Origin of the sequence: Alteriqipengyuania flavescens, assembly GCF_030406725.1 — a bacterium.
GTDB lineage: Bacteria > Pseudomonadota > Alphaproteobacteria > Sphingomonadales > Sphingomonadaceae > Alteriqipengyuania_B > Alteriqipengyuania_B flavescens.
Genome location: NZ_CP129107.1, coordinates 2,031,620 through 2,057,321, shown reverse-complemented (window position 1 = coordinate 2,057,321; position 25,702 = coordinate 2,031,620). Strand labels below are relative to the sequence as shown.

The 25,702-nt window shown below is 64.6% G+C and carries 25 protein-coding genes; 9 read left to right on the top strand and 16 right to left on the bottom strand.

All coding sequences use genetic code 11. The features are described 5' to 3' along the window. The first annotated feature begins 173 nt into the window (after positions 1–173). The 3 genes from QQW98_RS10645 (at position 174) to QQW98_RS10635 (ending at position 4,124) form a co-directional block, all read left to right on the top strand. Positions 174–1,493 carry an FAD-dependent oxidoreductase gene (locus QQW98_RS10645; RefSeq protein ID WP_290134918.1) on the top strand — a complete coding sequence of 440 codons (1,320 nt, stop codon included), beginning with the start codon at positions 174–176 and terminating at the stop codon, positions 1,491–1,493. 42 nt (positions 1,494–1,535) lie between these two features. After that, a complete protein-coding gene (locus tag QQW98_RS10640; protein ID WP_290134917.1) occupies positions 1,536–3,221 on the top strand; it encodes a PHA/PHB synthase family protein in 1,686 nt (561 codons plus the stop codon). 90 nt (positions 3,222–3,311) lie between these two features. Continuing rightward, positions 3,312–4,124 carry an alpha/beta fold hydrolase gene (locus QQW98_RS10635; protein ID WP_290136926.1) on the top strand — a complete coding sequence of 271 codons (813 nt, stop codon included), beginning with the start codon at positions 3,312–3,314 and terminating at the stop codon, positions 4,122–4,124. A 10-nt stretch (positions 4,125–4,134) separates the two neighbouring features. Here QQW98_RS10635 and QQW98_RS10630 read toward each other — a convergent pair whose 3' ends face one another. The 5 genes from QQW98_RS10630 to QQW98_RS10610 all read right to left on the bottom strand — a co-directional run bounded on the left by QQW98_RS10630 (position 4,135) and on the right by QQW98_RS10610 (position 9,186). Continuing rightward, positions 4,135–5,208: a DUF2855 family protein gene (locus QQW98_RS10630; protein ID WP_290134916.1), complete on the bottom strand. Its 1,074-nt coding sequence runs from the start codon at positions 5,206–5,208 to the stop codon at positions 4,135–4,137. A 73-nt stretch (positions 5,209–5,281) separates the two neighbouring features. Further along, complete coding sequence (dnaN, locus tag QQW98_RS10625; RefSeq protein WP_290134915.1) at positions 5,282–6,424, bottom strand: DNA polymerase III subunit beta; 1,143 nt, start codon at positions 6,422–6,424, stop codon at positions 5,282–5,284. A 213-nt stretch (positions 6,425–6,637) separates the two neighbouring features. Continuing rightward, complete coding sequence (gene fabG, locus QQW98_RS10620) at positions 6,638–7,390, bottom strand: 3-oxoacyl-[acyl-carrier-protein] reductase (RefSeq protein WP_290136925.1); 753 nt, start codon at positions 7,388–7,390, stop codon at positions 6,638–6,640. Next, positions 7,390–8,328 carry an ACP S-malonyltransferase gene (fabD, locus tag QQW98_RS10615; protein WP_290134914.1) on the bottom strand — a complete coding sequence of 313 codons (939 nt, stop codon included), beginning with the start codon at positions 8,326–8,328 and terminating at the stop codon, positions 7,390–7,392. Before fabD ends, fabG begins: the two co-directional genes overlap by 1 nt. 27 nt (positions 8,329–8,355) lie before the next feature. Further along, positions 8,356–9,186 (bottom strand): LD-carboxypeptidase, encoded by an 831-nt coding sequence (locus QQW98_RS10610; protein WP_290134913.1) that lies wholly within the window; start codon positions 9,184–9,186, stop codon positions 8,356–8,358. A gap of 55 nt (positions 9,187–9,241) precedes the next feature. On the opposite strand from QQW98_RS10610, the gene QQW98_RS10605 reads away from it, so the two are divergent. Next, positions 9,242–10,663 carry a glutamate ligase domain-containing protein gene (locus QQW98_RS10605; protein WP_290134912.1) on the top strand — a complete coding sequence of 474 codons (1,422 nt, stop codon included), beginning with the start codon at positions 9,242–9,244 and terminating at the stop codon, positions 10,661–10,663. A 3-nt stretch (positions 10,664–10,666) separates the two neighbouring features. On the opposite strand, the gene QQW98_RS10600 is transcribed toward QQW98_RS10605, so the two are convergent. Next, the gene (locus tag QQW98_RS10600; RefSeq protein WP_290134911.1) at positions 10,667–11,626 is read right to left on the bottom strand and encodes a DUF808 domain-containing protein; all 960 of its coding nucleotides are present in this window, start codon (positions 11,624–11,626) and stop codon (positions 10,667–10,669) included. 213 nt (positions 11,627–11,839) lie between these two features. On the opposite strand from QQW98_RS10600, the gene rpsF reads away from it, so the two are divergent. From rpsF to QQW98_RS10580, 4 genes are all read left to right on the top strand, one after another. Then, positions 11,840–12,205, top strand: coding sequence for a 30S ribosomal protein S6 (gene rpsF, locus QQW98_RS10595; protein ID WP_290134910.1), 366 nt, complete (start codon positions 11,840–11,842; stop codon positions 12,203–12,205). Beyond that, a complete protein-coding gene (gene rpsR, locus QQW98_RS10590; protein WP_169492015.1) occupies positions 12,205–12,429 on the top strand; it encodes a 30S ribosomal protein S18 in 225 nt (74 codons plus the stop codon). Before rpsF ends, rpsR begins: the two co-directional genes overlap by 1 nt. 12 nt (positions 12,430–12,441) lie before the next feature. Further along, positions 12,442–13,122, top strand: a complete 681-nt coding sequence (gene rplI / locus QQW98_RS10585) for a 50S ribosomal protein L9 (protein WP_290134909.1) — start codon at positions 12,442–12,444, stop codon at positions 13,120–13,122. 95 nt (positions 13,123–13,217) lie between these two features. After that, positions 13,218–14,657, top strand: a complete 1,440-nt coding sequence (locus QQW98_RS10580; RefSeq protein WP_290134908.1) for an AMP nucleosidase — start codon at positions 13,218–13,220, stop codon at positions 14,655–14,657. Here QQW98_RS10580 and QQW98_RS10575 read toward each other — a convergent pair. After that, positions 14,650–15,669: a glycosyltransferase family 4 protein gene (locus QQW98_RS10575; RefSeq protein ID WP_290134907.1), complete on the bottom strand. Its 1,020-nt coding sequence runs from the start codon at positions 15,667–15,669 to the stop codon at positions 14,650–14,652. The two genes, QQW98_RS10580 and QQW98_RS10575, sit on opposite strands and share 8 nt — an antisense overlap. Then, on the bottom strand, positions 15,669–16,550 hold the full coding sequence (locus QQW98_RS10570; protein WP_290134906.1) for a UDP-2,3-diacylglucosamine diphosphatase: 882 nt from the start codon (positions 16,548–16,550) through the stop codon (positions 15,669–15,671). The genes QQW98_RS10575 and QQW98_RS10570 overlap by 1 nt, the downstream gene beginning before the upstream one ends. 116 nt (positions 16,551–16,666) lie before the next feature. On the opposite strand from QQW98_RS10570, the gene QQW98_RS10565 reads away from it, so the two are divergent. After that, positions 16,667–17,119, top strand: coding sequence for a YbaY family lipoprotein (locus tag QQW98_RS10565; protein ID WP_290134905.1), 453 nt, complete (start codon positions 16,667–16,669; stop codon positions 17,117–17,119). Between the two features lie 3 nt (positions 17,120–17,122). Here QQW98_RS10565 and rimK read toward each other — a convergent pair whose 3' ends face one another. The 8 genes from rimK to QQW98_RS10525 all read right to left on the bottom strand — a co-directional run bounded on the left by rimK (position 17,123) and on the right by QQW98_RS10525 (position 25,667). Continuing rightward, entirely contained in the window at positions 17,123–18,028 is a 906-nt protein-coding gene (gene rimK, locus QQW98_RS10560) for a 30S ribosomal protein S6--L-glutamate ligase (protein WP_290134904.1), read from the bottom strand. Positions 18,029–18,038: 10 nt separating this feature from the next. Then, positions 18,039–18,497: an ATP-dependent zinc protease family protein gene (locus QQW98_RS10555; protein WP_290134903.1), complete on the bottom strand. Its 459-nt coding sequence runs from the start codon at positions 18,495–18,497 to the stop codon at positions 18,039–18,041. Further along, positions 18,491–20,377: a M2 family metallopeptidase gene (locus tag QQW98_RS10550; protein ID WP_290134902.1), complete on the bottom strand. Its 1,887-nt coding sequence runs from the start codon at positions 20,375–20,377 to the stop codon at positions 18,491–18,493. Before QQW98_RS10550 ends, QQW98_RS10555 begins: the two co-directional genes overlap by 7 nt. Positions 20,378–20,442: 65 nt before the next feature. Next, positions 20,443–21,246, bottom strand: coding sequence for an alpha/beta fold hydrolase (locus tag QQW98_RS10545; RefSeq protein WP_290134901.1), 804 nt, complete (start codon positions 21,244–21,246; stop codon positions 20,443–20,445). Further along, positions 21,213–21,650: a GFA family protein gene (locus QQW98_RS10540; RefSeq protein WP_290134900.1), complete on the bottom strand. Its 438-nt coding sequence runs from the start codon at positions 21,648–21,650 to the stop codon at positions 21,213–21,215. The genes QQW98_RS10545 and QQW98_RS10540 overlap by 34 nt, the downstream gene beginning before the upstream one ends. Positions 21,651–21,661: 11 nt before the next feature. Further along, positions 21,662–22,237: an aspartate-semialdehyde dehydrogenase gene (locus tag QQW98_RS10535; protein ID WP_290134899.1), complete on the bottom strand. Its 576-nt coding sequence runs from the start codon at positions 22,235–22,237 to the stop codon at positions 21,662–21,664. 75 nt (positions 22,238–22,312) lie between these two features. Further along, the gene (locus QQW98_RS10530; protein WP_290134898.1) at positions 22,313–23,338 is read right to left on the bottom strand and encodes an aspartate-semialdehyde dehydrogenase; all 1,026 of its coding nucleotides are present in this window, start codon (positions 23,336–23,338) and stop codon (positions 22,313–22,315) included. 88 nt (positions 23,339–23,426) lie between these two features. Continuing rightward, positions 23,427–25,667 carry a S9 family peptidase gene (locus QQW98_RS10525; RefSeq protein ID WP_290134897.1) on the bottom strand — a complete coding sequence of 747 codons (2,241 nt, stop codon included), beginning with the start codon at positions 25,665–25,667 and terminating at the stop codon, positions 23,427–23,429. Positions 25,668–25,702 lie beyond the last annotated feature (35 nt).

Here is a 25,702-nt window from a genome sequence, read left to right as displayed (position 1 = left end):
TCAGGCACGCGGTGCCAGAATGGCTTTGAAAAAGCGTAAACGGTGCCTTCACGATGTCCGTTCGCCGTGCCTTTCCTGAAGGGCAAAACCACCACTTCCGCACCGACGCTTGAATTTGCCGGTACGCGCGGGCACGGTGCCGGAACAGGCATTCAGCCCCTGGGGAGACGGGCATGCGGCACATCGCGATCATCGGTTCGGGCCCGGCAGGTTACTACACGGCGGAAGCCGCGCAGAAGCTGTGGGGCGATGATGTCAGGATCGACATTTTCGACCGCCTGCCCGTGCCTTACGGCCTGATCCGCTTCGGCGTCGCGCCCGACCACCAGTCCATCAAGGGCGTTTCCCGCCGCTACGAGAAGACCGCGCTGACCGACAATGTCCGCTTCGTCGGCAATGTCGCCATCGGCGAGGATGTGACGATTGCCGAATTGCAGCAGTTCTACGACGCGATTGTGCTTGCGACCGGCGCGCCGCGGGATCGTGAACTTGCGGTTCCTGGCAACGACCTCGGCAATGTCTATGGTTCGGCCGAATTCGTCGGCTGGTATAACGGCCATCCGCAATTCGCCGACTTGGCGCCAGACCTTTCCGGACGTACCGCCGTGGTCATCGGCATGGGCAACGTGGCGCTGGATGTGGTGCGTATCCTGTCGAAGACGCGCGACGAATTCGCCGGCAGCGACATCGTCAACCATGCTCTCGACGCGCTGACCGCATCGCCCATCGAGCGGATCGTGATCCTGGGCCGCCGCGGGCCGCACCAGATATCCATGACGCCGAAGGAGCTGGGCGAGCTGATGGAGCTGGAACAGGCCAGCCCGCAGGTCGAAACCGCCGACCTGCCGGACGAGGCGGAAGATGCAATCCTCGAACCGGGGCTGCGGAAGTCGGTCGCCCACCTGCGCAGCTTTGCGGCGATCCGCCGCGCGATCCACGGCGAAAAACGCATCGCCATCGAATTCGATTTCTTCGCCAGCCCCGTGGCATTGCTCGGCGACGGGCGGGTGGAAGCGGTCGAGGTCGAGCGGACCGAGGTGGTCAAGGGCCGCGCCCAGGGCACCGGCGAAACCTATCGCATCCCGGCAAGCCTCGTCGTCACCTGCATCGGCTATCGCACGGCGCCGATCGAAGGCGTTCCGTTCGATGAGCGGATGGGCCGTTTCGCCAACGACGAAGGCCGCATCCTGGACGGGCTCTATTGCGTGGGCTGGGCACGGCGCGGGCCGACCGGCACCATCGGCACCAACCGCCCGGACGGCTTCGGCCTTGTCGAATTGATCGCTGCCGACATGGAAAGCGGCAAGCTGGGCCGGCAGGGAAAGCGCGGGCGCGAGGGGTTCGACAAGCTGGCTGCAGACCGCGGGCTCGACATCGTCACATTCCAGGATTGGAAGAAAATCGAGGAGGCGGAACATAGCGCCGCCCGCGAGGGTTCTCCGAGGGAGAAATTCATCGCCATCGAACAGATGATCGCCGCCAAGGGTTCGTAACGAAAGCCCGGCAGCCAAGAACGACAAGAGAGAGGATCCTACATGAGCGAGCTCGAAAACGAAGCAGCACAATCCACCACCGCCCTCGGCCCGCTGATCGGGTTGACGCGGGAAGACATATTCGGCGCCGTTGCCGTGCTGCTTCGAGAGACCGCTTCCGACCCTGCCCGCCTGATGCGCCATTCGACCGCGATGGGCAGCGAAATGATGAAGATCATGATCGGCAAGTCGGAGCTGCAGCCCGATCCGCGCGACAAGCGCTTCAAGGACCCGGCATGGCAGTACAACCCGTTCATGCGGGCCGGCGCGCAATATTACCTCGCCGTGCAGAAGGGCATGAGCGAGTGGCTGGAGGAGCTTGAACTCGACGAGCTGGAGCGCGACCGGGCCAAATTCATCTCCACGATCATCATCGATTCCATCGCGCCCACCAACACGCTTATCGGCAATCCCACGGCGCAGAAGCGCCTGATCGATTCCGGCGGCATGTCGATCATCAAGGGGCTCAAGAACGCCTACACCGACCTCACCCAGAATAAGGGCATGGTCAGCCAGGTCGACAAGCGCCCGTTCAAGCTGGGTGAGAACATCGCCACGTCCAAGGGCAACGTCGTGCTGCGGACCGAGATGATGGAGCTGGTGCAATACGCGCCCACCACCGACGAGGTCCACGCGGTCCCGCAGCTGACCATCCCGCCGCAGATCAACAAGATGTACATCAATGACCTGTCGCCCGATAAGTCGGTCATCAAATACCAGGTCGACAACGGCATCCAGACCTTCGTGATTTCCTGGCGCAATCCATCGAAGGAACAGGGCAACTGGGACATGGCGGATTATGTCGCGTCCTGCCGCCTCGCCATGGAAACCGTCGCCGAAATTACCGAAAGCGACAAGGTCAACGTCTCGGCCGGCTGTTCCGGCGGGCAGACCGCGGCCATGCTGGCGAGCAAGATGACCGCCGACAAGGACGACCTGCTCGGCAGCCTTACGTTGATGGTGTGCGTGCTGCATCCCAAGCAGAACGATATCGAGGCAGGCTCGCTGATCAGCGAAAACGGCCTCGCCCTCGCCCGCCGCCGCGCCAACAAGGCCGGGGTGATCAAGGGCGACGACCTGGCCCGCGGTTTCGCCTGGCTGCGCCCGAACGACCTCATCTGGAACTACGTCATCAACAATTACCTGCTGGGCGACGATCCGCCCGCATTCGACGTGCTCTTCTGGAATGCGGATGCGACCAACCTGTCCTCCAGCCTGATGGGCGATTTCCTGACGATCTTCGAAACGCTCGCCTTCACGAAAAAGGGCGAGGTGGAGATGGTCGACCACAAGATCGACTTGTCGAAAGTCACCAGCGACCTCTTCATCCTGGGCGGCGTGACCGACCACATCACCCCGTGGCGGGCGACCTACCGCTCGACCCAGCTATTCGGCTCGAAAGACGTGACTTACGTGCTCAGCCAGTCGGGCCACATGCAGGCGATCCTGAACCCTCCGGGCAATCCGAAGGCAAAGTATTTCGTCCAGAAAAAGAAGGGCAAACTGCCCGCCACGGCCGAGGAATGGCTGAAAGGCACCGAAGAAGTGGCCGGCAGCTGGTGGCCGTTCTGGATGGAGTGGGTCCAGGCGCGCTCAGGCGACAAGATTCCTGCGCCCAAGCAGGTCGGCAGCGCAAACCATCCCCCGATGGAAGCGGCCCCGGGGCTTTACGTCGTCGAGGAACGCTGACACTGATGTCAGTAACAGATTGCTATCGAAAGGTGCCCCTTGGCCCGAACAAATAAGGCGTCAGGCACCGACCTGACTTGCGGAATGAGCATGGAAAACGTTGGCGGGCGCACCTTGCGCGTCGCGCGCTGGCGGCTTGACGAGCCTTCCGATTTCCCGCCCATCCTGTTCTTCAACGGCATCGGCGCAAATATCGAGGCGGTGTCCCCCCTGGCCGAGCAGATGACCGACCGCGGCTTCATCATGTTCGACATGCCGGGCACGGGCGAGAGCCCCGATCCGGTCGTTCCGTACAACCCCTTCGTGATGAGCTGGATCGCCGCGCAATTGCTCGATCGCTTCGGGCTGGAGACGGTCGACGTCATGGGGATTAGCTGGGGCGGCGCGATGGCGCAGCACTTCGCGCTCCAGCACCCGCTGCGCACGCGCAAGCTTGTGCTGATCGCCACCACGCCGGGCATGGCGATGGTGCCGGGCAACCCGGCGGCCTTCACCAAGATGGCCGATCCTCGCCGCTATACCGACGCGAAGTTCATGAACGAACATTTCGCCACGCTCTACGGCGGGCAGATCGACAATCCGGAAGACAAGAAGAAGCACATCGGCCGGCTGAAGCCGCCCAGCCCGCGCGGCTATCTCTACCAGCTGATCGCGATGCTGGGGTGGACGAGCCTGCCGGCCCTGCCGTTCATGGCCAAGGAAACGCTGATCATGATGGGTTCGGACGACCAGATCGTCCCGCTCGTCAACGGCAAGATCCTCAAGGCGATGATTCGCAACGCAACGCTGAAAGTGGTCGAGGGCGGCGGGCACCTGTTCCTGCTGACTCACGCGGACGAGAGTATCGCCGAAATTCGCGGCTTCCTCTCGCCGACGGAAACGGACACGGCGAAAGCGGCCTGACTGCGCTGCCTCAGGGTTTGACGACGATCCCCTTCGCGGGATCGATGTCGCCGCCGACCATCGCGACATAGGTGTCGCGCGCAGCCCCGATCCCGTTGCGCGTCTCGATTGCGACTGTGTCCGCCACCGCCCCCAGGAACGTACGCCAGCTGGCGGCGATATCCTGCCCGAACGCCTCTGCGCCCATCGCCTTGATCGCGGCCACCGCATAGGTCGGTGCGAAGAACAGGATCGGGTCCGGGCCCGGCATGTCCTTCGCATCGCCGGTACGCTCCCCGACGTGCGTCGCACCGACCAGGCAGCTGTATCTCAGATTATCGCCCAGAGTCTCATGAATGGCCCGCAGCAGCTTGGAATTGCCTGCGAAATCGACCGAGACACTCGGCACCTGCGCCAGATCGCCCACGGCACCGTAAGCCATGACCTCGTCGTAAAGCCCGCTTGCGCGCACGAACGCGACATTGCCGGCAGACGTCAGCCCGACGCGCTTCACCTGCGGCGATTTCTCTTTCGCAACGCTGGCCAGCGCCATCGCGGTCTTGGAAGACGCGCTGGTCAGCACCATCGCCTCCGCCCCGAACCAGTCGTCGCCGCGGAACATCGTTTCGATCAGGTAGCCGGTCTTGAACAGCGGCCCGAAGATCATCCGCTCGTTCTCGCGCGCGGGATCGTGTTCGGGGTCGGCGGCAAGGCGCGAATACTGGTTGTAGATGGCCGCCATCGGCTGGCGGTGCGCGATCGTGTCGACAAACCCGCCAGGCGTCACCCTGCCCGGCAACACGACAAGCTGTTCGGCCATCGGAAGGTAGCCGTAGACCCTCTCCCCCTCCGCGATGTCGGGATGGTTGCTTTCGATGACTTTCGCGTGGCCCCACATCGGCACCACACCCTTGCCGTCGGCGGCGGGAAAGAAATTCCAGTACCCCATCATCTCGCCCGCCACGGCGTAGGTGATGTTGTTGGCGGTGACGGAGAAGCTCTCGACCTCCAGCCGCACCGCGCCATCGGGCAGTGGCAGGTCCTCGATCCCGACGACCTCGGCCGAAGAAATATCGGTACGGGATACGTGGACGGCCTTGCTCATCGGTCTCTCCTGCAAGGTCCGGAGAGACCTAGCGCGCGGCCCGTTGGATTGCCAGCCGCCCCTCGGACGCTCGCTAGACGCGCATCGGCATCAGAACGTAGAGCGCCGGGCTCTTGTCGTCCTTGCGGATCAACGTCGGCGCGCTGGGATCGGCCAGGTGCATTTCCACCGTGTCGCTGTCGATCTGGCTGAGGATGTCCTTGAGATAGGTCGCGTTGAAGCCGATCTCGAACCCGTCGGAGCCGTAGTCGGCGCTGACTTCCTCGGTCGCGGTGCCGTTGTCGGGGCTGGTGACCGACAGCACGACCTTGTCGCCTTCCAGGCCCATCTTCACCGCGCGGGTCTTCTCCGTGGCGATGGTCGCCACGCGGTCGACGCCGGCGAACAGCGACTTGGGATCGACCTTCAGCAGCTTGTCGTTGCCGGTCGGGATCACACGGCTGTAATCGGGGAAGGTCCCGTCGATCAGCTTGCTGGTCAGCACCACGCCACCGCCGGACTCGCTCTTGCCGCCGCCCAGGGTGAAGCGCACCTTGCTGGCGGACAGGTCGATCTTCACGTCCCCGTCGAGCGCTTCTTCGAGCAGCTTGCGTAGCTCGGCCACGGCTTTGCGCGGCACGATAACGTCGGGCATGCCCTCCGCCCCGTCAGGGCGCGGCAGGGTGAAGCGGGCGAGGCGGTGGCCGTCGGTCGCCGCGGCCTTCAGCACCGGCTTGTCGTCGTCCGTCACGTGGAAGAAGATGCCGTTGAGGTAATAGCGCGTCTCTTCGGTGGAGATCGCAAAACGCGTGCGGTCGATGATTTCGGCCAGCTGCGCTGCGGGCAGGCTGAAACTGGTCGGCAGGTCGCCTTCCACGATCACCGGGAAATCGTCGCGCGGCAGGGTCGGCAGGCTGAAGCGGCTGCGCCCGGCCTTGATCGCCATGCGGTTTTCCGCCGTTTCCAGGCTGACCTGGCTGCCTTCCGGCAGCTTGCGGGCGATGTCGAACAGCAGATGGGCGGAAACGGTGATCGCGCCCGGATCCTCGACCGAGACGGCCTGCAGGCTTTCGATCACCTGCAAGTCGAGGTCGGTCGCCATGACTTTCAGCGCGCCGCCTTCGGCCGCTTCGATCAGCACGTTCGACAGGATCGGGATGGTGTTGCGCCGCTCCACCACCGATTGCACGTGGGAGAGACAGCGAAGCAGCGTGGCGCGTTCGATTGTGGCCTTCATCGGTCCTTACTCGTTCCCTGTTGCGCGCCCCTTGCGCCGATTTGCCGACCGATGGCCGGAATCGCCCGTGAGCGCCGGAAATATCGGCAATATCCTTAGCGTGAAGCGCCCCTGCGGCAAGGCAGCGGAGGCCCAGCGGCCCTTATGCTGGGGAAAAGACGGGGATAGGGCGCGATTCCGTGCCCCCCTTTTTGCCCCTTGGGGCCCTCTATCCTATCCCAGCATCGCCATGCCGCCGTTCACGTGCAGCGTCTGGCCGGTCATGTAGCCGGCCTCGCGGCTGGCGAGATAGGCCACGGCAGCGCCGATATCATCGCCCTCGCCCATCCGCCCCATCGGGATCTTCGCGTTGAGCGCGTCCTTCTGGGCATCGGGCAGCACGTCGGTCATCGCGGTACGGATGAAGCCGGGAGCGACGCAGTTGACGGTGATGCCGCGGCTGGCGAGCTCCTGCCCCAGGCTCTTCGACATGCCGACAATGCCGGCCTTGGCGGCAGCGTAATTCATCTGGCCGGGATTGCCGGTGGAACCGACCACGCTGGTGATCGAGATCATGCGGCCGAATTTCGCCTTCATCATCGGGCGCGCAGCGGCGCGCATCAGGCGGAATGCGGCCTCGAGGTTGACCTGCATCACCTGGTCCCATTCCTCATCCTTCATCCGCATGGCGAGATTGTCGCGCGTGATGCCGGCGTTGTTCACCAGGATGTCGATCTTGCCGAGCGTGTCGATGGTGGCGGGCACCAGTTCCTCGACGCTTTCGGGGCTGGAGAGGTCGCAGGTGATCTCGACATGGTCGCCGCCGACCTCGTCCATAAGCTGTTCGCGGAAGACCCGCAGCTTCTGGCCGTTCGAGCCCGACAGCGCCAGCCGCGCGCCCTGCTGCGCCAGCGACTTCGCGATGGCCGAGCCGATCCCGCCGCTGGCCCCGGTCACAAGTGCGGTCATACCTTCGAGTGAAAACATCATCCGATCTCCTTCGCCAGCGCCTCGATGTCGTCCATCGTCACCACGCTGGTGGTTTTCGCCTCGCCGGCCGTACGGCCGACCATCGGGCCGAGCACCTTGCCGCCAAGTTCGACGAAATCGCCCACGCCCGCATCGTGCATCGCGAGCACGCTTTCGCGCCAGCGCACGCGGCCGGTGACCTGTTCCACCAGCAGGTGGCGGATGCGGGGCGGGTCGCTTTCGATGCCGGCCGTGACATTCGCATAAAGCGGGAGGCTGAGCGCGCGCGGCGGGGTGCGCTCCAGCGCGCCGGCCATTGCGTCTGCGGCGGGCTGCATCAGGCTGGAATGGAACGGCGCGCTGACCGGCAGCTTGATACCGCGCTTTACGCCGTGGTCCTTCGCCAGGGCGATGGCGCGGTCGATCGCGCTCGCGTGGCCGGACAGCACGACCTGGCCCGGATCGTTGTCGTTGGCGACTTCGCAGACGTCGCCCTCGGCAGCGGCCTTCGCCAGTGCCTCCGCCTTGTCGAGATCCGCGCCGAGCAACGCGCACATCGCGCCTTCGCCCACGGGCACCGCATCCTGCATCGCAGTGCCGCGCAGGCGCAGCAGCTTCGCCGCCTCTTCCAGCGCGAAGCCGCCGGTGGCGCAGATCGCGCTATATTCGCCCAGTGAATGGCCCGCGACGCAATTGCCCTTGTCGGCCAGCTTCACGCCGAAGTCCTTCTCCAGTACGCGGACCACGGCGAGCGAGTGGGCCATGATGGCGGGCTGCGCATTGGCGGTCAGCGTCAGTTCGTCTTCCGGGCCTTCGAACATCAGGCGGGCGAGATTCTCGCTCAGCGCCTCGTCCACTTCGCCGAACACCTCGCGCGCGGTGGCGCTGCCCTCGGCAAGTTCGCGGCCCATGCCGACTTTCTGGCTGCCCTGCCCCGGGAATAGGAACGCTCTCATGGTCTCTCCTGATCTGGTGCCGCGCGCCTAGGAAGCGGCGGCGGGGCTGGCAAGGCCGAAGGGCACGATCCTGTTGGCGGCGGTGTGCCCGATTTCCGCCCGGCCGAGGTAGGGAATGCCGGCGCGCTTACACCAGAATTCGGCGATCTCTTCCGGCTCCTGCCCGAAATAGCGGTCGTTTTCCGGCACCGCAGTCACGCTGCCGAGCCGCAGGCCCGCAAGTCGCGGCAGGGTGTTCGACAGGTTGAAGAACAGGCGATCGATCGAGTAGAGATGCTCGCTCACCTCCTCCACCATCAGCACGTGATCGTCCAGGTCCGGCATCATCGGCGTGCCGGTGAGCATGGCGAGCGTGATGAGGTTGAAGGCGGCCGCCGGGGTCTTGCCGTCGAGCGAGGGTTCGAGCCCCGCAGGATCCCCGCCGAACCAGTCGAGCACCCGGCGCACCGCGTCGATGCCGCGCGTGCTGGTGACGCTGACGGGCATGGAGCCGTGAACCGGCTGGCCGATGCCCGCGCGGTAGAGCCCTGCAAGCAGGTATCCCATGTCGGAAAAGCCGACGAAGGTCTTTGCCCGCGCGCTTTCATCCATCATCGCGACGGCGTTCTGCGCGATGCGGTTGGAACCGTAGCCCCCTTTCGCGAACCACACGGCGTCGATGGCGGGATCGTTGGCGCAGTCGAGCAAGCCTTCCAGCCGCTGCAGGTCGGTGCCGGCGAAATGGCCGTGCTCTAAGAAGCACTGCTCGTGAAAGCGGACCGAGTGGCGGGGATATTCCTCGGCCACCAGCCGCTCCAGCGCGGCGGCATGGTCGCGGGTGATCGGCGTGGCGGGTGCGCAGATGGCGATGCGGGTCATGGCGCATGGTCTAGACCGCTTGCAGTGCAGCCGACAACCGCATAGCGACCGCGCCATGACCGATACGCCTTCCCACCTGTTGAAACGCCCCTTCTTCTTCTGCGGCATCGGCGGATCGGGGATGCTGCCGCTGGCGCAGATCCTGAAGGGTCGCGGCGCGGAAGTGGCCGGCAGCGACCGCAGTTTCGACCAGGGTCGCACGCCCGAGAAATTCGCCGCGCTGGAAGCGCAGGGTTTCGCCCTTTTCCCGCAGGACGGCAGCGGCGTGACGAGCGAGGAACAGGTGTTGGTGGCGAGCGCGGCGGTGGAGGTCACCGTGCCCGAAGTCGTTCGCGCCAAGGAGCTCGGCTGTCCGCGCATGACCCGCGCGCAGTTGAACGCGGCGCTGTTCAACGACGCAGGCACGGGCATCGGGATCGCCGGCACCAGCGGCAAGTCTACCGTGACGGGAATGCTTGGCTGGATCATGCATCACGCCGGGCGCGAGCCGACGATCATGAACGGCGCGGTGATGAAGAACTTCCGCAGCGACGACCGTCCTTTCGCCAGCGCCGTCGTCGGCAGCGGCGATGCCTATGTCAGCGAAGTGGACGAAAGCGACGGGTCCATCGCCCTCTACCGGCCCGACGTCGCCGTGCTGCTGAACGTCAGCCTCGACCACAAGAGCATGGAGGAATTGCGCGACCTGTTCGGCGATTTTCTCGCCAAGGCCCCGCGCGGGGTGGTAAATGCCGACGATGAAGAGGCCTTTCGCCTCGTGGCACGGGCCAATGCGCCGCTTACCTTCGGGATCGACAACAGCTGCGCCGCGCTCGGCATCGCGGAGGGCAGCCATTCAATGGAGGCGACCGCGCAGGGCGCCACGGTGGTCGACCGCCGCGACGGCAGCGAGCACGCGCTGCGCCTCGCCATGCCCGGGCGGCACAATCTCTCGAACGCGCTGGCCGCCATTGCCGCGGCCAATGCCGCCGATATCCCGGTGGCCGATGCGGTCGCTGCGCTGGCGGAGTTCCAGGGCCTTGCCCGGCGCTTCGACATCGTCGGTACGTCGCCTTCTGGCATCACCGTGATCGACGATTTCGGCCACAACCCCGAAAAATGCGCCGCCACGCTGCGCACGCTGAAAGCGAGCGAAGGCCGCGTCATCGCATTCTTTCAACCGCATGGCTACGGCCCATTGCGCCAGATGGGCCACGAACTCGCCGAAACATTCGCCCGCGAACTGGGGCCGGAGGACATCGCGATCCTGTGCGACCCGGTCTATTACGGCGGCACCGTGGACCGCAGCGAAGGCAGCGAGCGGATCGTGAACCTGATCGAACAGGCAGGCGGACACGCCAAATACATCTCCACGCGAAAGGAAGTGGCGGACTTCATCGCCGGCGAGGCGCACGCAGGCGATCACGTGGTCGTGATGGGCGCGCGCGACGACACGCTGAGCACCTTCGCCGTAGAGCTGCTGGCGCGCCTGGCTTAAGGATCAGTGCGCCTCGGCCTCGCCCGGGCCGTGGCCCATCTTGAAGACCTTGTGCAGCACGAAAACGATCACCGCGCCGACGACCAGCGCTACAACCGCCGACGCGGCGGCATAGGTCGCCCAGCCGAGCACCCCGCCCAACGCGCCGGTGGTGGACGTCACTGCATATTCCAGGCCGTGCGCGGCGTCGTAGAGGCCGTGCAGGCCAAGCTCGTGGGTACCGTGGACCAGGATGCCTCCGCCGACCCACAGCATCGCGATGGTCCCGATGAAGCTGAGCGCAGTGAGCAACTTCGGCACGAAGGCCACCAGCCCGCGCCCGAAACGCTGCGCGAACTGCGACCGTTTCTCGGCAAGATGCAGGCCGATATCGTCCAGCTTCACGATCAGCGCGACAGTCCCGTACACCGCGATCGTGACGATGATAGCAACCAGCGCAAGAGCAAGCGCGCGCGTCCACCACTGGTCGAGGTCGATCTCGTTGAGCGTGATCGCCATGATCTCCGCCGAAAGGATAAGGTCGGTGCGAATGGCCCCGGCGACGCGCTGCTTCTCGAATTCAACCGGATCCTTGATCGGATCCTCCAGGGTTTCGCCGTGCTTTTCCCCGCCCAGCTTTTCCAGCACTTTTTCCGCGCCCTCATAGGACAGGTAAAGCCCGCCCATCATCAGGAAGAAGATGATCGCCTGCGGCAGGAATTCGCTCAGCAGGATGGCGCCGGGCAGCAGGATCAGCAGCTTGTTCTTGAAGCTGCCCTTCGTGATGTTCCAGATGATCGGCAATTCGCGCGCCGGGGACAGGCCGGTGACGTAGCTGGGCGTCACTGCGGCATCGTCGATCACCACGCCTGCGGTCTTCGCGCCCGCGCGGCTGGCGGCGACGGTGATGTCGTCCACCGATGCCGCTGTGGCCTTGGCAATGACTGCGACGTCGTCCAGAAGTGCGACCAGACCACCCGGCATGTGCTTATCCCCTTATGCTGTGCGGCTCCAATGCGCGGGACGCGGGATCGTTGCAAGGGGGCCGGGCTGAGACTTTCCCCGCTTGCCTTTTCCGCCGCAACCGCTATGTGCGCCGCTTCCCGCCGGAAGGCGCGGAAAGCCAAGAAAGCCGGAGGGGCCCCGCAATCCCGCGGATCAGCCAGCGATCGGCATTAGAAGTGAAAGGAACGCGCTGTGCCGTATTACGAGCACGTGTTTCTCGCACGCCAGGACCTGAGCCAGTCTCAGGTGGATACCCTGGCCGCGAGCGCGACCGAAACCGTCGAGAAGCTCGACGGCAAGGTCACCAAGACCGAGACCTGGGGTCTCAAGAGCCTGGCCTACAAGATCGACCGCAACCGCAAGGCGCACTTCGTGCTGCTGAACATCGACGGTCCGACCGGCGTGGTCGAGGAACTGGAACGCCAGAACCGTCTCAACGAAGACATCATCCGCTACATGACCATCCGCGTCGACGAGCCGGAAGAAGGCCCCAGCGTGATGATGCGCAAGAACGAACGCGACAGCAAGAAGCGCCGCGACCGCGAGGAGCGTAACTGATGGCCCGCCCGTTTTTCCGCCGCCGCAAATCCTGCCCGTTCTCGGGCAAGAACGCGCCGAAGATCGACTACAAGGACGTGCGCCTGCTGCAGGGCTTCATGTCCGAGCGTGGCAAGATCGTTCCGTCGCGTATCACCGCCGTTTCGGCAAAGAAGCAGCGTGAGCTGGGCCAGGCTATCAAGCGTGCCCGCCACATCGGCCTGCTTCCCTACATCGTGAAGTAAGGGGGAAGAACCATGGAAATCATCCTCCTGCAGCGCATCGAAAAGCTCGGCACGATCGGTGACGTCGTCACCGTGAAAGACGGCTACGCGCGCAACTTCCTGCTTCCGAACAAGAAGGCGCTGCGCGCCAACGATGCCAACCGGAAGGTCTTCGAGGCCAACCGCGAGCGTCTGGAAAAGGAAAACGCCGAACGCCGCACCGAAGCCGAAAAGGCCGGTGAAAAGGTCGATGGCGAGGAAATCGTCCTGATCCGCGCTTCGTCGAACTCCGGCCAGCTCTACGGTTCGGTCAACGTCCGCGACATCGTGACGGGCCTGGCCGAAAAGGGTCACGATATCGACAAGAAGCAGGTCATCATGGGCAACCCCATCAAGACCATCGGCATGCACGACGTGCGCATCGACCTCCACCCGGAAGTCAGCGTCACGATCAAGGCCAACGTCGCCCGCAGCGACGACGAGGCCGAACTGCAGAGCCAGGGCGTCGACATCCTTGCCCAGGCTTTCGAAGAAGAGCAGGCCGAGATCGAGGAAATGGCTCAGGCCAACGCCATCGATCCGACGCTGGAGCCGGGCGAAATCCCGTCCGACATGCTCGAAGACGGCGTCAGTACGCCGGACGACATGACCGTGACGGAAGCCAAGATCGAGGCAACCGACCCGGACAACGCCGACAACGCCGACCAGGCCTGAGGCTTCGCCCATCGCCCTTGCGGCAAACGAGACCCCCGCCCTCACCGGCGGGGGTTTTGCTTTGCACCGTCAGCCGAACGCGCTATCCGCCCGCGATGGACGACCCCAAGAACATTATCGAAGACCTGGTCCGCCTCTATGACGAGGCGGTCGAACGCCTGCGCCACGATATCATTACCTATGCGGAAAAGGGCACCGTGCCCTCCCCCACCAGGCGCACCGACGGCAGCTATGCCTATCCCGAACTGCGGCTACATTATTCCGGCACCAAGCGCGGCGAGGCACGATCGCGCAGTTTTGGGCGGCTCAACATGCCCGGCACTTATGCCACCACAATCACCAAGCCGCGCCTGTTCGCCGACTATCTCACCAGCCAGCTGAAGATCATCGGCGAACGATACGACGTGCGCTGCGAAGTGGTGCGCAGCCGGCAGGAAATCCCCTTCCCCTACGTGCTCGATGGCGATGCCGGGGCGCGGATGAAGGGCATCCGCCCGACCGAGCTGGCCGAGATATTCCCCGCCACCGATCTTGCAGAAATCGGCGACGAACTGGCCGACGGAATCGTGCTCGACGATCCGGACCGGTCAATCCCGCTGTCGCTGTTCGACGGGCTGCGCACCGACTTCAGCCTGGCGCGCCTCGCCCATTACACCGGCACCGCGCCGGAGCATTTCCAGCGCTTCATCCTGTTCACGAATTACCACCGCTATGTTGACGAATTCGTCGACTGGGCCGGTGCGCAACTGGGCAAGGGGGACTTCACCGCCCTGTCCGGCGCGGGCGGGATGTACCTCGAACAGGGCGACGGGCACGAACGCGATTCGCTGTCCGACACGGCGTGGCGCCGCCACCAGATGCCTGCTTATCACCTGATGGCCCCGAACCGCGCCGGGATCACGCTGGTCAACATCGGCGTGGGCCCCTCCAATGCCAAGACGATCTGCGACCATCTCGCCGTGCTCCGGCCGGAGGCATGGCTGATGATCGGCCACTGCGGCGGCCTGCGCCCGACGCAGAAGATCGGCGACTACGTGCTGGCCCACGCCTATTTGCGCGACGACCATGTGCTCGACGGCGTCCTGCCGCCCGAAATCCCGATCCCCGCGATTGCCGAGGTCCAGCAAGCGCTGGCCGAGGCATCGGGCGACATTTCGGGCCGCACCGGGGCGGACCTTAAGGAGCGCCTGCGCACCGGCACCGTCGTCACCACCGACGATCGCAACTGGGAACTGCGGTATTCCGACAGCGCGTTGCGCCTATCGCAGAGCCGCGCGGTCGGGATCGACATGGAAAGCGCGACCATCGCCGCCCAGGGCTATCGCTTCCGCGTCCCCTACGGCACGCTGCTGTGCGTGTCGGACAAGCCGCTCCACGGCGAGATCAAGCTGCCGGGACAGGCGAACGAGTTCTACGAGGAAGCGATCGGCGCCCACCTGCAGATCGGCATCCGCACCTGCGAACTGCTGAAGCGCGAAAGCGAGAGCCTGCACAGCCGCAAGCTGCGCGCTTTCAACGAGCCGCCGTTCAGGTAAGCGCTGGCGCCGCGACCGGGTGCAGCGCGCTTTCGAACTGGTCGGTCGCGCGCTGCCAGGTAAAGCCGCCGCCATACAGGGCACAGGCATCGCGCGAGCGGGTGAGCGCCACCGCGATCGCCACCGCCAGATCCTCGTCCAGCGCGCCGACTTGCGGGGTCACGATGTCGATGGGGCCCGGCACCGGAAAAGCAGCCACCGGGACCCCGCAGGCCAGCGCCTCGATCATCACGAGGCCGAATGTGTCGGTGCGGCTCGGAAAGACGAAGGCATCAGCGGCGCGGTAGCAAGCCGCCAGTGCCTCACCTTTCCTGGTGCCGAGGAAATGGACGCCGGGATAAGCCGCCTCGAGCGCGGCCCGCTGCGGCCCGTCGCCGACGATGAACTTCGTGCCGGGATGCGGGCAGTCGAGGAAGGCGCGAAGGTTCTTCTCCACCGCGACGCGGCCGACATAAAGCAGGCGCGGCCCAGGCAAGTAGAGGATGTCTGTATCGCACGGCCCTTCCGTGCGAAAAAGTTGAGGATCGACTCCTCGGCCCCACGGCATGGTCGGCCCGATGCCGTGATCGGCCAGCTCGGCGGCCAGCGTATCGGTGGCGGCCAGCGTCGCCGCAGCCGGCTGGTGAAAGCGCGCGATGAAGCGCCACAACGCTGCCTTGGGCAGGCCGGTTCGCTTGGCGACGTAATCGGGGAACTGCGTGTGATAGGCGGTGGTAAAACTCGCCCCTCGCCGCATCGCCCACTTGCGCGCCGCCCAGCCGAGAGGCCCCTCGGTGGCGATATGCAACGCGTGCGGTGCGGCAGCCTCGATGTGCTGCGCCACGGTCCTCTGGCCTGCCAGCGCGAGGCGGATTTCGGGATAAGTCGGACAAGGGATCGACCGAAACCGGTCCGGCCCGATCACAGTGACCTCGTGCCCACGCTTCACCAGCTCCGCGCGGGTCATCTCCAGCGTGCGGACCACGCCGTTGACCTGCGGCTGCCACGCATCTGTCACGATGCAGATGTGCATCAGGCGGCATCCTGCCGGTCGGCAAGCATTTGTTCGCGCTGCGCGACCTCGGTCGGCCAGTGGAGCACTTCCATGGCGCCATCGTGATGCTCGACCAGTGCAGTGCAGCTCTCCACCCAGTCGCCATCGTTATAATAGGAGATACCTTCGAAATCGCGGGTTTCGGCGGTGTGGATATGGCCGCAGACAACCCCGTCGACCTTGCGCTTGCGGGCCGCGGTGGCGACCGTCTCCTCGAAGTGGGAGATGAAGGCGACCGCATTCTTGACCTTGTGCTTCGCATGGGCCGAGAGCGACCAATAGGGCAGGCCGAGCCTCCGCCGGACCGCATTGATCACCACGTTGAGCCTGAGCAGGAAAGTGTAGGCGGCATCGCCGGCAAAGGCGAGCCAGCGCTTGCCCATCACCACCGCATCGAACTCGTCGCCGTGCAGGACGAGGAGTTCGCGCCCGTCAGCCGTGGTGTGCGTGGCCGCACGGGCGATCTTGACCCCTCCAAAATCCATCCCGCTGAACTGGCGGAACATTTCGTCGTGATTGCCGGGGACGTAGATCACCTTCGTGCCGCGCTTCGCCCGCTTCATGATCCGGCGCAGGATCGCATTGTGCCGTTCCGGCCAGTAGAAGCGCTTCTTCATCCGCCAGCCGTCGATCATGTCGCCCACAAGGTAGAGATATTCGCTGTCACAATGGTCCAGGAAGTCGATCAGCAACCGGTCGTTGCATCCGCGTGTACCAAGATGCACGTCGGAGATGTAGATCGTGCGGAAATGCCGTCTCGGTGCGCCAGAAGGGCCGAGAGATTTCCTGCGCTGGCCGGGCCACTGCGTTGCCCCGCCCTCGATGGCGGCGATTTTCGTGGGAATATTCGATTCGGTCATGGAAGGCTCCTCCCCTTGCCGGAGCCAAGCCATGAAGGCCGAATGTGACGGGGCGAATATTATATGAAGGAGCCATTACGGCTGCCGTTCATCTGGCGCACGCTAGGCTGCGATCCATGAAGAAAGCCGCCCTCCTTGCCGCCCTTGCCCTCGCCCAATCGCTTGGAGCCTGCGCCATCGTGCCCAATCCGGGCCCGCCGCCCGGCTACGATGTCGCGGCGAAGACCTCTCCGGTGACCGGCCAGATCACCTATTACCAGCGCATCAGCCTGCTGCCCGGCAGCACTGCGACGGTGCGCCTGCTCGATACCGCGCGCGCCGATGCGCCGGCGACGGTGATTGACGAGAAACGCTATGACCTGACCGGCGAGAACGTGCCCTTCGCCTTCACGCTCGACCTGCCCGACAGTGCGCTTACCGCCAGGGCGAGCCTCGCCGTGCGCGCGGAGATCCGCTCGCGCGCCGGCACGCTGCTGTGGACCAGCGACACGGTGGTGCCGGTGGAAACGCGGCAGGGCCGCCAGGATGTCGGCACCATCGTGCTGGCGATGGTCCGACGCGAGGAGTAACGCCTACCCCTTCCCCTTCGTCTTCGTCTTGCCGGTCTTTGCGCTCTTTTCGATATAGTCAATGATCATGCCGGCCACGTCCTTGCCGGACGCTTTCTCTATTCCTTCTAGGCCGGGCGAGCTGTTCACTTCCATGATGACCGGACCGTGGTTCGATCGCAGCATGTCGACGCCGCAAACGTTGAGGCCCATGTGCTTGGCCGCGCGTACGGCGGTGGAGCGTTCTTCCGGCGTGATCTTGATCAGCTGCGCGCTGCCGCCGCGGTGCAGGTTGCTGCGGAAATCGTCCGCCGCACCGGTACGCTTCATCGCCGCAACGACCTTGCCGCCGACGACGAGCGCGCGGATGTCCGTGCCGCCGGCTTCCTTGATGAATTCCTGCACCAGGATGTTCACGTTGGCGCCGCGGAAAGCCTCGATAACCGACTTCGCGCTACTCATGGTTTCGGCAAGGACCACGCCGATGCCCTGCGTGCCTTCCAGCAGCTTGATCACCACCGGCGGCCCGTTGACCGCCTTGATAATCTCCTCCGCCTGCTTGGGATCGTTGGCGTAGGCCGTCAGCGGCAGGCCGAGACCGTATTTGGCGAGGATCTGCATGGAGCGCAGCTTGTCGCGGCTGCGCCCGATGGCGACGCTTTCGTTGAGCGGCCACACGCCGCCCATCTCGAACTGGCGCAGGATGGCGAGGCCGTAATTCGTGATCGACGCGCCGATGCGCGGGATCACCGCCTCGTACCCCTTCACCGTCTCGCCGTTGTAGCTCAGCGTCGGGCGGTGACTGGCGATATTCACGGTGCAGCGCGTGGTGTTGAGGATGTCGAGCGTGTGCCCGCGCGCCTCGGCCGCCTCGACCAGCCGCTTGTGCGAATAAAGGTTGGCATTGCGAGCCAGCATGGCGATTTTCATGGCCGTATACTCATGGTTTGTGACCTTTCACGGGCTCCCTGCCCGGAGTCTGGAGCCACGAATGGCCCGAATCGACGAGGAAGCGGCGGCGCAGCGAAGACCGCCCGACCAGCATCGGGAATTTCATGTCGGCACGGTTGGCGAGGCTGATTTCCACACGGAACGTCTCGCTACCGATCGTCAGCGGCGTCTTGATGACAAAGCGCTTCTGCGTCTCGCCATTGGAACTGGTGATGCCGCGGATGTCGACATGCACCGCCTCGCAAATCTGCCGCACCTTCTGCTGCGGGAAGTCGACTGCGAAGCGCACGAACTTCTCGCCGTCACGCTCGAACTGTTCGAGCACTTCGGCGTGGAGCGAGGAAGTGCGCGCGCCGCTGTCGATCTTGGCGGGCAGGTGGCGCAGGCCCAGTTCGGGCAGCGCCACAATTTCCCGCCAGCCGACGATGGCCTTCGGCGACTTTACCACCCTTGTTCGGCGCCCTCGTTCTGCTCTTCCAGCCACGCCATCAGCGGGGCGAAATATTCGACCATCGCCTCGCCCGACATCTCGCGCGTACCGGTGAAGGCCTCCAGCGCATCGGGCCACGGCTTGCTGGCGCCCATTTCGAGCATGGCATTGAGGTTCCGGCCGACTTCCTCGTTGCCATAGAAGCTGCAGCGATGGAGCGGACCTTCCCAGCCGGCCTGCTCGCACGCCGCCTTGAAGAACTGGAACTGCAGGATGTGGGCGAGGAAATAGCGCGCGTAGGGCGTGTTGCCCGGGATGTGGTATTTCGCGCCCGCATCGAAGGCATCGACCGGCCGCTCCACAGGCGGCGTGACGCCCTGGTATTCGCGCTTCAGCCCGTGCCACGCGGTGTTGTACTGGTCCGGCGTGATCGAGCCGTCGAACACGCCCCAGCGCCACTTGTCGACCAGCAGGCCGAACGGCAGGAACGCGACCTTGTCCATCGCCTGGCGCAGCAGCAGGCCGACATCCTTGTCGGCGCTGGGCACGTCGGCCGGGTCGAGCATGTCGATCTGGACGAGGTATTCGGGCGTGATCGACAGGGCGATCATGTCGCCGATGGCTTCATGGAAGCCGTCGTTTGCGCCGTTGAGGTGCAGGTAGTCCTGGTCCTTGTAGGCGCGCTGGTAATAATTGTGGCCCAGCTCGTGATGGATGACGATGAAGTCCTCCGAGTTTCGCTTGATGCACATCTTGATGCGGATATCGTCCTTGTTGTCGATATCCCAAGCGCTGGCGTGGCAGACGACCTCGCGGTCCTCCGGTTTCACGAACTGGCTGCGCTCGTAGAATGTATCGGGAAGCGGCGCGAAACCGAGCGAGCTGAAGAACTGCTCGCCGATGCGGACCATCTCCACCTCGTCATAGCCCTTCGCGGCGATCAGGTCGGTGATGTCGTAGCCGATGTCGCCGGCGCCTTCCGGCGCGACGAGCGGGTAGACATTGCCCCAGCTCTGCGCCCACATGTTGCCAAGCAGGTCGGCGCGGATCGGGCCGGTCGCCGGCTGGATCGCGTCCCCGTATTCGGCATTCAGCTTCCCGCGCACATAGGTGTGCAGCGCAATGTATAGCGGGCGGACTTCCTGCCACAGCCGCTCCATCTCGGCGGAGAATTCTTCCGGCGGCATGTCGTAGCCCGAACGCCACATCGCGCCGACGTCAGAAAAGCCGAGCTCTTCCGCGCCCTGGTTCGCGATGGCGACCATGCGGGTGTAATCGTCCTTCATCGGGCCGCCGACATTAGTGTGCCAGCTGGCCCACATCTCGGCATATTCGGCGGGCGTGCGTTCGAGGTTGCCCATCTCCGCCTCGATGTCGGAGCCGTTGATTTCAGCACCGTTCAGCGTGCCCTTGCCCTTGCCGTACTGGCTGTTGAGGCTGGTCGCGATGGTGTTGAGTTCGGCCGCTGCACCCTCCGTCGTCGGGGCCGGCAGGACGATGCCGTTGCGCAGGATGTCGAGCTTGCGCGCGGTTTCCGCGTCAAGCCCCGCGACAGTCGCATATTTCGCAGCCTCGAGCGCGTATTCGACCGACTTTTCCGTGCCGATGGCGCCGACACGGGCCGCCATCGCGTCCGTATCCTCGGTGATGTAGGTGGCGTTGACCCAGTAGACCTGGCTCGCCTCGACCGAAAAGTCGAACAGGCCTTCCTCGACCATGGCGACCCACTGGCGCGCGCCTTCGGGCGTCATCGGATAGGCCGTTTCGGCAGCAGGCGTGGCGGCGGCGGCGGGCGCGGGAATTGACGCGCTCTGGGCGGTCGCTTCGGGCACCATGGTGGAGCAGGCGCCAAGGCCAAGCGAAAGCGCGGCAAGCGCCACGGTGGTATGCAGTTTCATGGGAAAGATTCTCTCCGGTCGGGTACGTTTATTACCCAACCGTTTGGCCTCTCACGGCGATTATATCAAGCGATTGGCGTGGTTGCGGCGTCGCCCAGCCAATCGGCGATAGCCCGGCCGAAGTCCGGTTTCGCGACGCTCGACATGTGGGTTCCGGGGATCGCCACATGTACCGCATCCGGCAAGACATCGGCCAGTTCCTGCGCGGAACCGTTGTCCTGGTCCTCCGTGCCGCACACCACGGCGCATGGCATGGTGACCTTGGCAAGATCGGCCGGGTCGGTATCGCGCATCGTCTGCAACAGCATCCGGTTGGCGATCCGGTCCACCTTTTGCGTCTTCATGAAACTGCGCGCGAAATAGGCCGGGTCGCCGTGCCGGATCTCGTCGAAGCGGTCGATCGCGTCGATGAAGAAGGCGGCGCGGTTGTCCCAGCCGCTCAGGCCCGACAGGCCCATCCCGGCGATCACGAGGCGGCGGGGTTGTAGCCCTTCTACCACCGCCCGAACTACCGTTCGCGCGCCGAGGGAAAAGCCCCCCAAGTCGAAGCCGTCGAGGCGGAGATGGTCGACCAGGCAGTGAAGGTCGGCGACCAGCACATCGTCCGGATAGGCGGCCCGATCATGCGGCGCCTCGCTCTGCCCATGGGCGCGCAGGTCCGGCATCAGGACTTCGTAGCCGCGTTCGACGATCCGCTTCGCGGTGCCGAACTTCAGCCAATTGGTATTCGCATCGGAAAACAGCCCGTGCAGCAGGACGACCGGCGCGCCCTCGCCCATCCGGTGCAGCGCCAGCCGTGTGCCGCCATGGCCACTGAAATGGTCGAGCTCTCCGCTCACTCCGGCACCGTGCCGGTCGCGGCGATCCATCTTTCGTTGAGCGCTGTGTGTTCGGCCAGCTTCTTTCGCGGCAGGTCGCTCGTATCCAGCCATGCCTCATGGATTTTCTCTGCGGCGAAGTGCCAATGTGGCTCCAAACCGTATGGGTCGTCGAGACTGCCGATAGTGATGTCCATGTTCTCGCCATCGTCGAACATGAACCCCAGCGGCGTACCACATTCCCGGCAGAACGGTCGCTTTGCGAAAGGAGAACTTGCGTAGAGGTCTGGCGGAGAGTGCCATTCAACAGACCGTTTGGGCAAACCGGCGAAAGCGATCGACACCCCGCCGGTTGCCCGCTGGCACATACGGCAATGGCACAGATAGACGTAAGCGGGATCGATTTGCGCAGTGTAGCGCACCCGCCCGCATTGGCAACCGCCCGTCTTCTCCATCAAACCCGCCATCAGCGGAAGAAGCAGTTGGTGCCTGCGTAAAGCCCGACCACGCCGCTGGTGTCGTCGGTGAAGCCGCCGATGCCGTCCGACGTGCTGAATTCCCCGTCGAGCGTGCTGTCGGCCATCGCTTCGTAACCGGGCATGGCTTCGGCTTCCGCAGCCGGATCGCCGGGCGAAACGCCGCCTGCGGTCGCCACGCTGCCCGGCGCATCCTCGCTACCCGGGCGGGCGAGCCAGCCGACGAACTTGCCATCTTGGAAGTTCAGCGTCAGGCCGTTGGCGTACTGGACCATCTCGACCGGGCCGGCGCCGCATTCCTCGTTCTTGCCCTTCAGACCTTCTTCACCGAAGGCTGCCGCCGCAGCGGTTTCCACTTCGGCACGGCCGGCGTTGAACAGGAAGGCATTGCTGCCGACGGCGATGCCGTCGCCGCGCAATTCGACCGGATCGTCGCTCGCGGTCGCGCCCGTCGGGGTCGCGGTCGCGTCTGCGGAGGCTTCGGCATCGGGCGTATCGCTCTCACCGCCCCCGCACGCGGCGAGCAAGGCGAGCGGAAGGCAGGTAACGAAAAGGCGCGTCTTCATGGTCGAACTCCAGATAGGCCAGGCGGGTGCGCCCGGCATACACCAATCATACGCCCGGCGCGATGCCGGGTTTCCTCAACCCTTCTTCAGGTGCGTGCGGCCGAGCAATTCGGCGATCTGGACCGCGTTGAGCGCGGCTCCCTTGCGCAGGTTGTCGCTGACGCACCACAGGGTGATGCCGTTGTCGACCGTCGGATCCTCGCGCACGCGGCTGATGTAGGTCGCGCCGTCGCCCGCGCTTTCGACCGGGGTGACGTAGCCTTCGTCCTCGCGCTTATCGACCAGCATGATGCCCGGCGATTCGCGCAGGATGTCCTGCGCTTGCTTGGCGCTGATCTCGTTTTCGAACTCGATGTTCACGGCTTCGGAATGGCCGACGAACACGGGCACGCGCACGCAGGTGGCGTTCAGCTTGATCTTGGGGTCGAGTATCTTCTTGGTCTCGACCACCATCTTCCACTCTTCCTTGGTGGAACCATCGTCCATGAACACGTCGATATGTGGGATCACGTTGAAGGCGATCTGCTTGGTAAAAGTGCGCGGTTCCACCGGATCGCCGACGAAGATCGCGCGGCTCTGTTCGAACAGTTCGTCCATCCCGGCCTTCCCCGCACCGGAGACGGACTGGTAGGTCGAGACCACCACTCGCTTGATCGTTGCGGCATCATGCAGCGGCTTCAGCGCCACCACAAGCTGCGCGGTCGAGCAGTTAGGGTTGGCGATGATATTCTTCTTCTTGTAGCCGTCGATCGCCTCCGGATTCACTTCGGGCACGATCAGCGGGACGTCCGGGTCCATCCGGTAAAGCGAGGAATTGTCGATCACCACGCAGCCCGCAGCGGCGGCCTTGGGCGCGTATTCCTTCGTCGCCCCGCTGCCTGCGGCAAACAGGGCGATGTCCCATCCGGTAAAATCGAAATGCTCGATATTCCTGCATTTCAGCATCCGGCCGGTGTCACCGAACTCTACCTCGGTGCCCTGGCTGCGGGACGATGCGACCGCGGCAATCTCTTCACAGGGAAACTCGCGTTCCGCCAGCACCTGCATCATCTCGCGCCCGACGTTGCCCGTCGCGCCGACGATTGCCACCTTGTAACCCATGTATCGCTCCAATCAGATCTCGCTGCGCAGATAGGCCATTGCCGCCGCGCCGCAAGCGCAGTTCGTCTTGGGCGCGGCCTAGGCGGGCTTATTCCGGCGGGGTCACGCCGTGGCGTTCGAGGAAGGCGAAGATCGTGTTCCACATGTGCGGGCTGATGTTCTCGCCCCCCACGCGGTGCGTGTATCCGGGGTAGAGCATCATCTCGAACGGCACGCGCCCTTCCTGCATCGTGGCGATCAGCTCGCTCGAATTCTCGAACACAACGTTATCGTCCGCCATGCCGTGGATCAGCAGCAGCGGGTCGGTGATATTGACGGATTCGGCGATCACGGCGGAGCGTTCGTAAGCTTCCGCATCGTCCTGCGGCGTGCCCATGAACCGTTCGGTGTAGTGGGTGTCGTACAGCTCCCACTTCGTCACCGGTGCACCGGAGATGCCGGCAGCATAAAGGCCCGGGTCCTCTTCCAGCTGGGCCAGCGTCATGTAGCCGCCATAGGACCAGCCGTAGATCGCGATCTTGGCCGGATCGACGAAATCGAGCGACTTGAGATACTCGGCGCCGGCGCGCTGGTCGTCCACCTCGACGCCCGCCATCGCGCGGTAGATCTGCTTTTCGAAATCGACGCCGCGATTGGCGCTGCCGCGGTTGTCGAGCTCGAAATAGATGTAGCCCTTGTCGACGATCGCCTGTTCCAGCGCGCCGCCCCAGCCATTGTCCACCACTTGCGGGCCGGGGCCGCCATAGTGGCTGAAGAACACGGGATAGCGCTTGCCCGCCTCCATCTCCGGCGCGATCATCCGCCAGTACAGGTCGGTGCCGTCATCGGCCTTGATCGTGCCGAAAGTCGGCATGCGGTGGCTGGCGAGATAGGGCGCGTAGGGATGATCCGCGCCAAGCGCGTTCTCATTGATCCACTGCAGGCGGTTACCGTTAGCATCGGCGAGATAGGTCTGCCCGGGCTGCGCGGGGGAGGAGCGGCTGATCAGCAGCGTCTTGCCGCTGGGATCCATGCCGGCGCCGTAGGTGTAGCCGGGCTCGCTCAGCCGCGCGACGTTCGCCGGATCGGCAAGGTCGAAGGCGTAGATATGCGTTTCCAGCACGCCGTCCTTCTTGCCGGTGAAGACCACGCGGCCCGCATCCTGGTCCACGCCCACCAGTCCGGTGACGACCCAGTCGCCATCGGTCAGCTGCGTCCAGTTGTCATCATCGAAACGGTAGAGGTGGCCGAAACCGTCGCGCTCGCTCCACCAGATGAGCGAACCGTCCTTCAGGAATTTGTAGTCGTAGGTGAGGTTGGTCCAGTGCCCTTGAGCCGCCTTTTCCGTGAACAGGATGCTGGAGGCACCGGTCGCCGGGTCCACGCTCAGCATGTCGAGCACGGTCTGCTCGCGGTTCTGGCGCTGCACGTAGAGGCGGCTGCCGTCGGGCGCCCAGTCCACGCGGGCGAGGTAGATGTCGCTCTCTTCGCCGAGGTCCACTTTCACCCGGTCGCCGCCGTCCGGGTTTTGCACGTAGAGTTCCACGATGGCGTTGTCGCTGCCCGCCACGGGGTAGCGCTGCTCGAAAACCTTCGTGCCGGTGGCGCCGATCGCCGCGCGGGTAACGATGCCGACCGGGCTTTCATCGGTCCGCTGCACGGCGATGCGCTGTTCGTCCGGGCTCCACCAATAGCCTGTCAGTCGCCCCATTTCCTCCTGCGCGACGAATTCCGCCTCGCCCCAGGTGACGGTCTCCTCCTCCAGCGGGGTGACCGGCTGCGGCTCTTCGCCCACTTCGCCGACATAGAGCTGCCGGCCGCGCACGAAGGAGACATAGGTGCCCTGGTCCGACAGCTTGGGGTTGAGCTCGCTCGCTTCGGTATCGGTGAGGCGCGTCACGCTGCCGTCCAGGCCGGCGAGGTAAAGGTCGCCGTCCAGCGGCACGAGGACCGCATCGCCCGCATCGGTCCACTGGTAGGTGATGATGCCTTTCAGCCCGCCCACCCGCATGCGCTCGCGCTGCATCTTCTCCGCCTCGGACAATTCGCGGCCGGAACCGACCTTTTCGCTGTCCACCAGCATCGACCATTCGCCGGTCTCGCGGTCGTAGCCCCAAAGGTCATACCGCTGCAGGTCGTCGTCGCGGTTGCGCAGCACGGTGAGGTAGCGCCCGTCGGGCGACAGCTTGACCCCGCGCGGGCTCGATCCGTTGAGGCTCGGGCTGGCGAAGACGCGTTCGATGCTGAGGTCGCCGGTCTCGGCGGCTGCGCTCATCTCACCGCCCTCCTGCGCGAAGGCCGGCGTGGCGGCGGTGGTGGCGAGGAGGATTGCGGCGAGCATAGTGCGCATGGGGGATCATTCTCTTCCAACATGAAAAAAGGCGC

Bases quoted from the DNA above. Each gene is read 5' to 3' on its own strand.
- QQW98_RS10645 (WP_290134918.1), top strand. From the start codon at position 174: ATGCGGCACATCGCGATCATCGGTTCGGGCCCGGCAGGTTACTACACG.
- QQW98_RS10640 (WP_290134917.1), top strand. From the start codon at position 1,536: ATGAGCGAGCTCGAAAACGAAGCAGCACAATCCACCACCGCCCTCGGC.
- QQW98_RS10635 (WP_290136926.1), top strand. From the start codon at position 3,312: ATGGAAAACGTTGGCGGGCGCACCTTGCGCGTCGCGCGCTGGCGGCTT.
- QQW98_RS10630 (WP_290134916.1), bottom strand. From the start codon at position 5,208: ATGAGCAAGGCCGTCCACGTATCCCGTACCGATATTTCTTCGGCCGAG.
- dnaN (WP_290134915.1), bottom strand. From the start codon at position 6,424: ATGAAGGCCACAATCGAACGCGCCACGCTGCTTCGCTGTCTCTCCCAC.
- fabG (WP_290136925.1), bottom strand. From the start codon at position 7,390: ATGTTTTCACTCGAAGGTATGACCGCACTTGTGACCGGGGCCAGCGGC.
- fabD (WP_290134914.1), bottom strand. From the start codon at position 8,328: ATGAGAGCGTTCCTATTCCCGGGGCAGGGCAGCCAGAAAGTCGGCATG.
- QQW98_RS10610 (WP_290134913.1), bottom strand. From the start codon at position 9,186: ATGACCCGCATCGCCATCTGCGCACCCGCCACGCCGATCACCCGCGAC.
- QQW98_RS10605 (WP_290134912.1), top strand. From the start codon at position 9,242: ATGACCGATACGCCTTCCCACCTGTTGAAACGCCCCTTCTTCTTCTGC.
- QQW98_RS10600 (WP_290134911.1), bottom strand. From the start codon at position 11,626: ATGCCGGGTGGTCTGGTCGCACTTCTGGACGACGTCGCAGTCATTGCC.
- rpsR (WP_169492015.1), top strand. From the start codon at position 12,205: ATGGCCCGCCCGTTTTTCCGCCGCCGCAAATCCTGCCCGTTCTCGGGC.
- rplI (WP_290134909.1), top strand. From the start codon at position 12,442: ATGGAAATCATCCTCCTGCAGCGCATCGAAAAGCTCGGCACGATCGGT.
- QQW98_RS10580 (WP_290134908.1), top strand. From the start codon at position 13,218: ATGGACGACCCCAAGAACATTATCGAAGACCTGGTCCGCCTCTATGAC.
- QQW98_RS10575 (WP_290134907.1), bottom strand. From the start codon at position 15,669: ATGCACATCTGCATCGTGACAGATGCGTGGCAGCCGCAGGTCAACGGC.
- QQW98_RS10570 (WP_290134906.1), bottom strand. From the start codon at position 16,550: ATGACCGAATCGAATATTCCCACGAAAATCGCCGCCATCGAGGGCGGG.
- QQW98_RS10565 (WP_290134905.1), top strand. From the start codon at position 16,667: ATGAAGAAAGCCGCCCTCCTTGCCGCCCTTGCCCTCGCCCAATCGCTT.
- rimK (WP_290134904.1), bottom strand. From the start codon at position 18,028: ATGAAAATCGCCATGCTGGCTCGCAATGCCAACCTTTATTCGCACAAG.
- QQW98_RS10550 (WP_290134902.1), bottom strand. From the start codon at position 20,377: ATGAAACTGCATACCACCGTGGCGCTTGCCGCGCTTTCGCTTGGCCTT.
- QQW98_RS10545 (WP_290134901.1), bottom strand. From the start codon at position 21,246: ATGGATCGCCGCGACCGGCACGGTGCCGGAGTGAGCGGAGAGCTCGAC.
- QQW98_RS10540 (WP_290134900.1), bottom strand. From the start codon at position 21,650: ATGGAGAAGACGGGCGGTTGCCAATGCGGGCGGGTGCGCTACACTGCG.
- QQW98_RS10535 (WP_290134899.1), bottom strand. From the start codon at position 22,237: ATGAAGACGCGCCTTTTCGTTACCTGCCTTCCGCTCGCCTTGCTCGCC.
- QQW98_RS10530 (WP_290134898.1), bottom strand. From the start codon at position 23,338: ATGGGTTACAAGGTGGCAATCGTCGGCGCGACGGGCAACGTCGGGCGC.
- QQW98_RS10525 (WP_290134897.1), bottom strand. From the start codon at position 25,667: ATGCGCACTATGCTCGCCGCAATCCTCCTCGCCACCACCGCCGCCACG.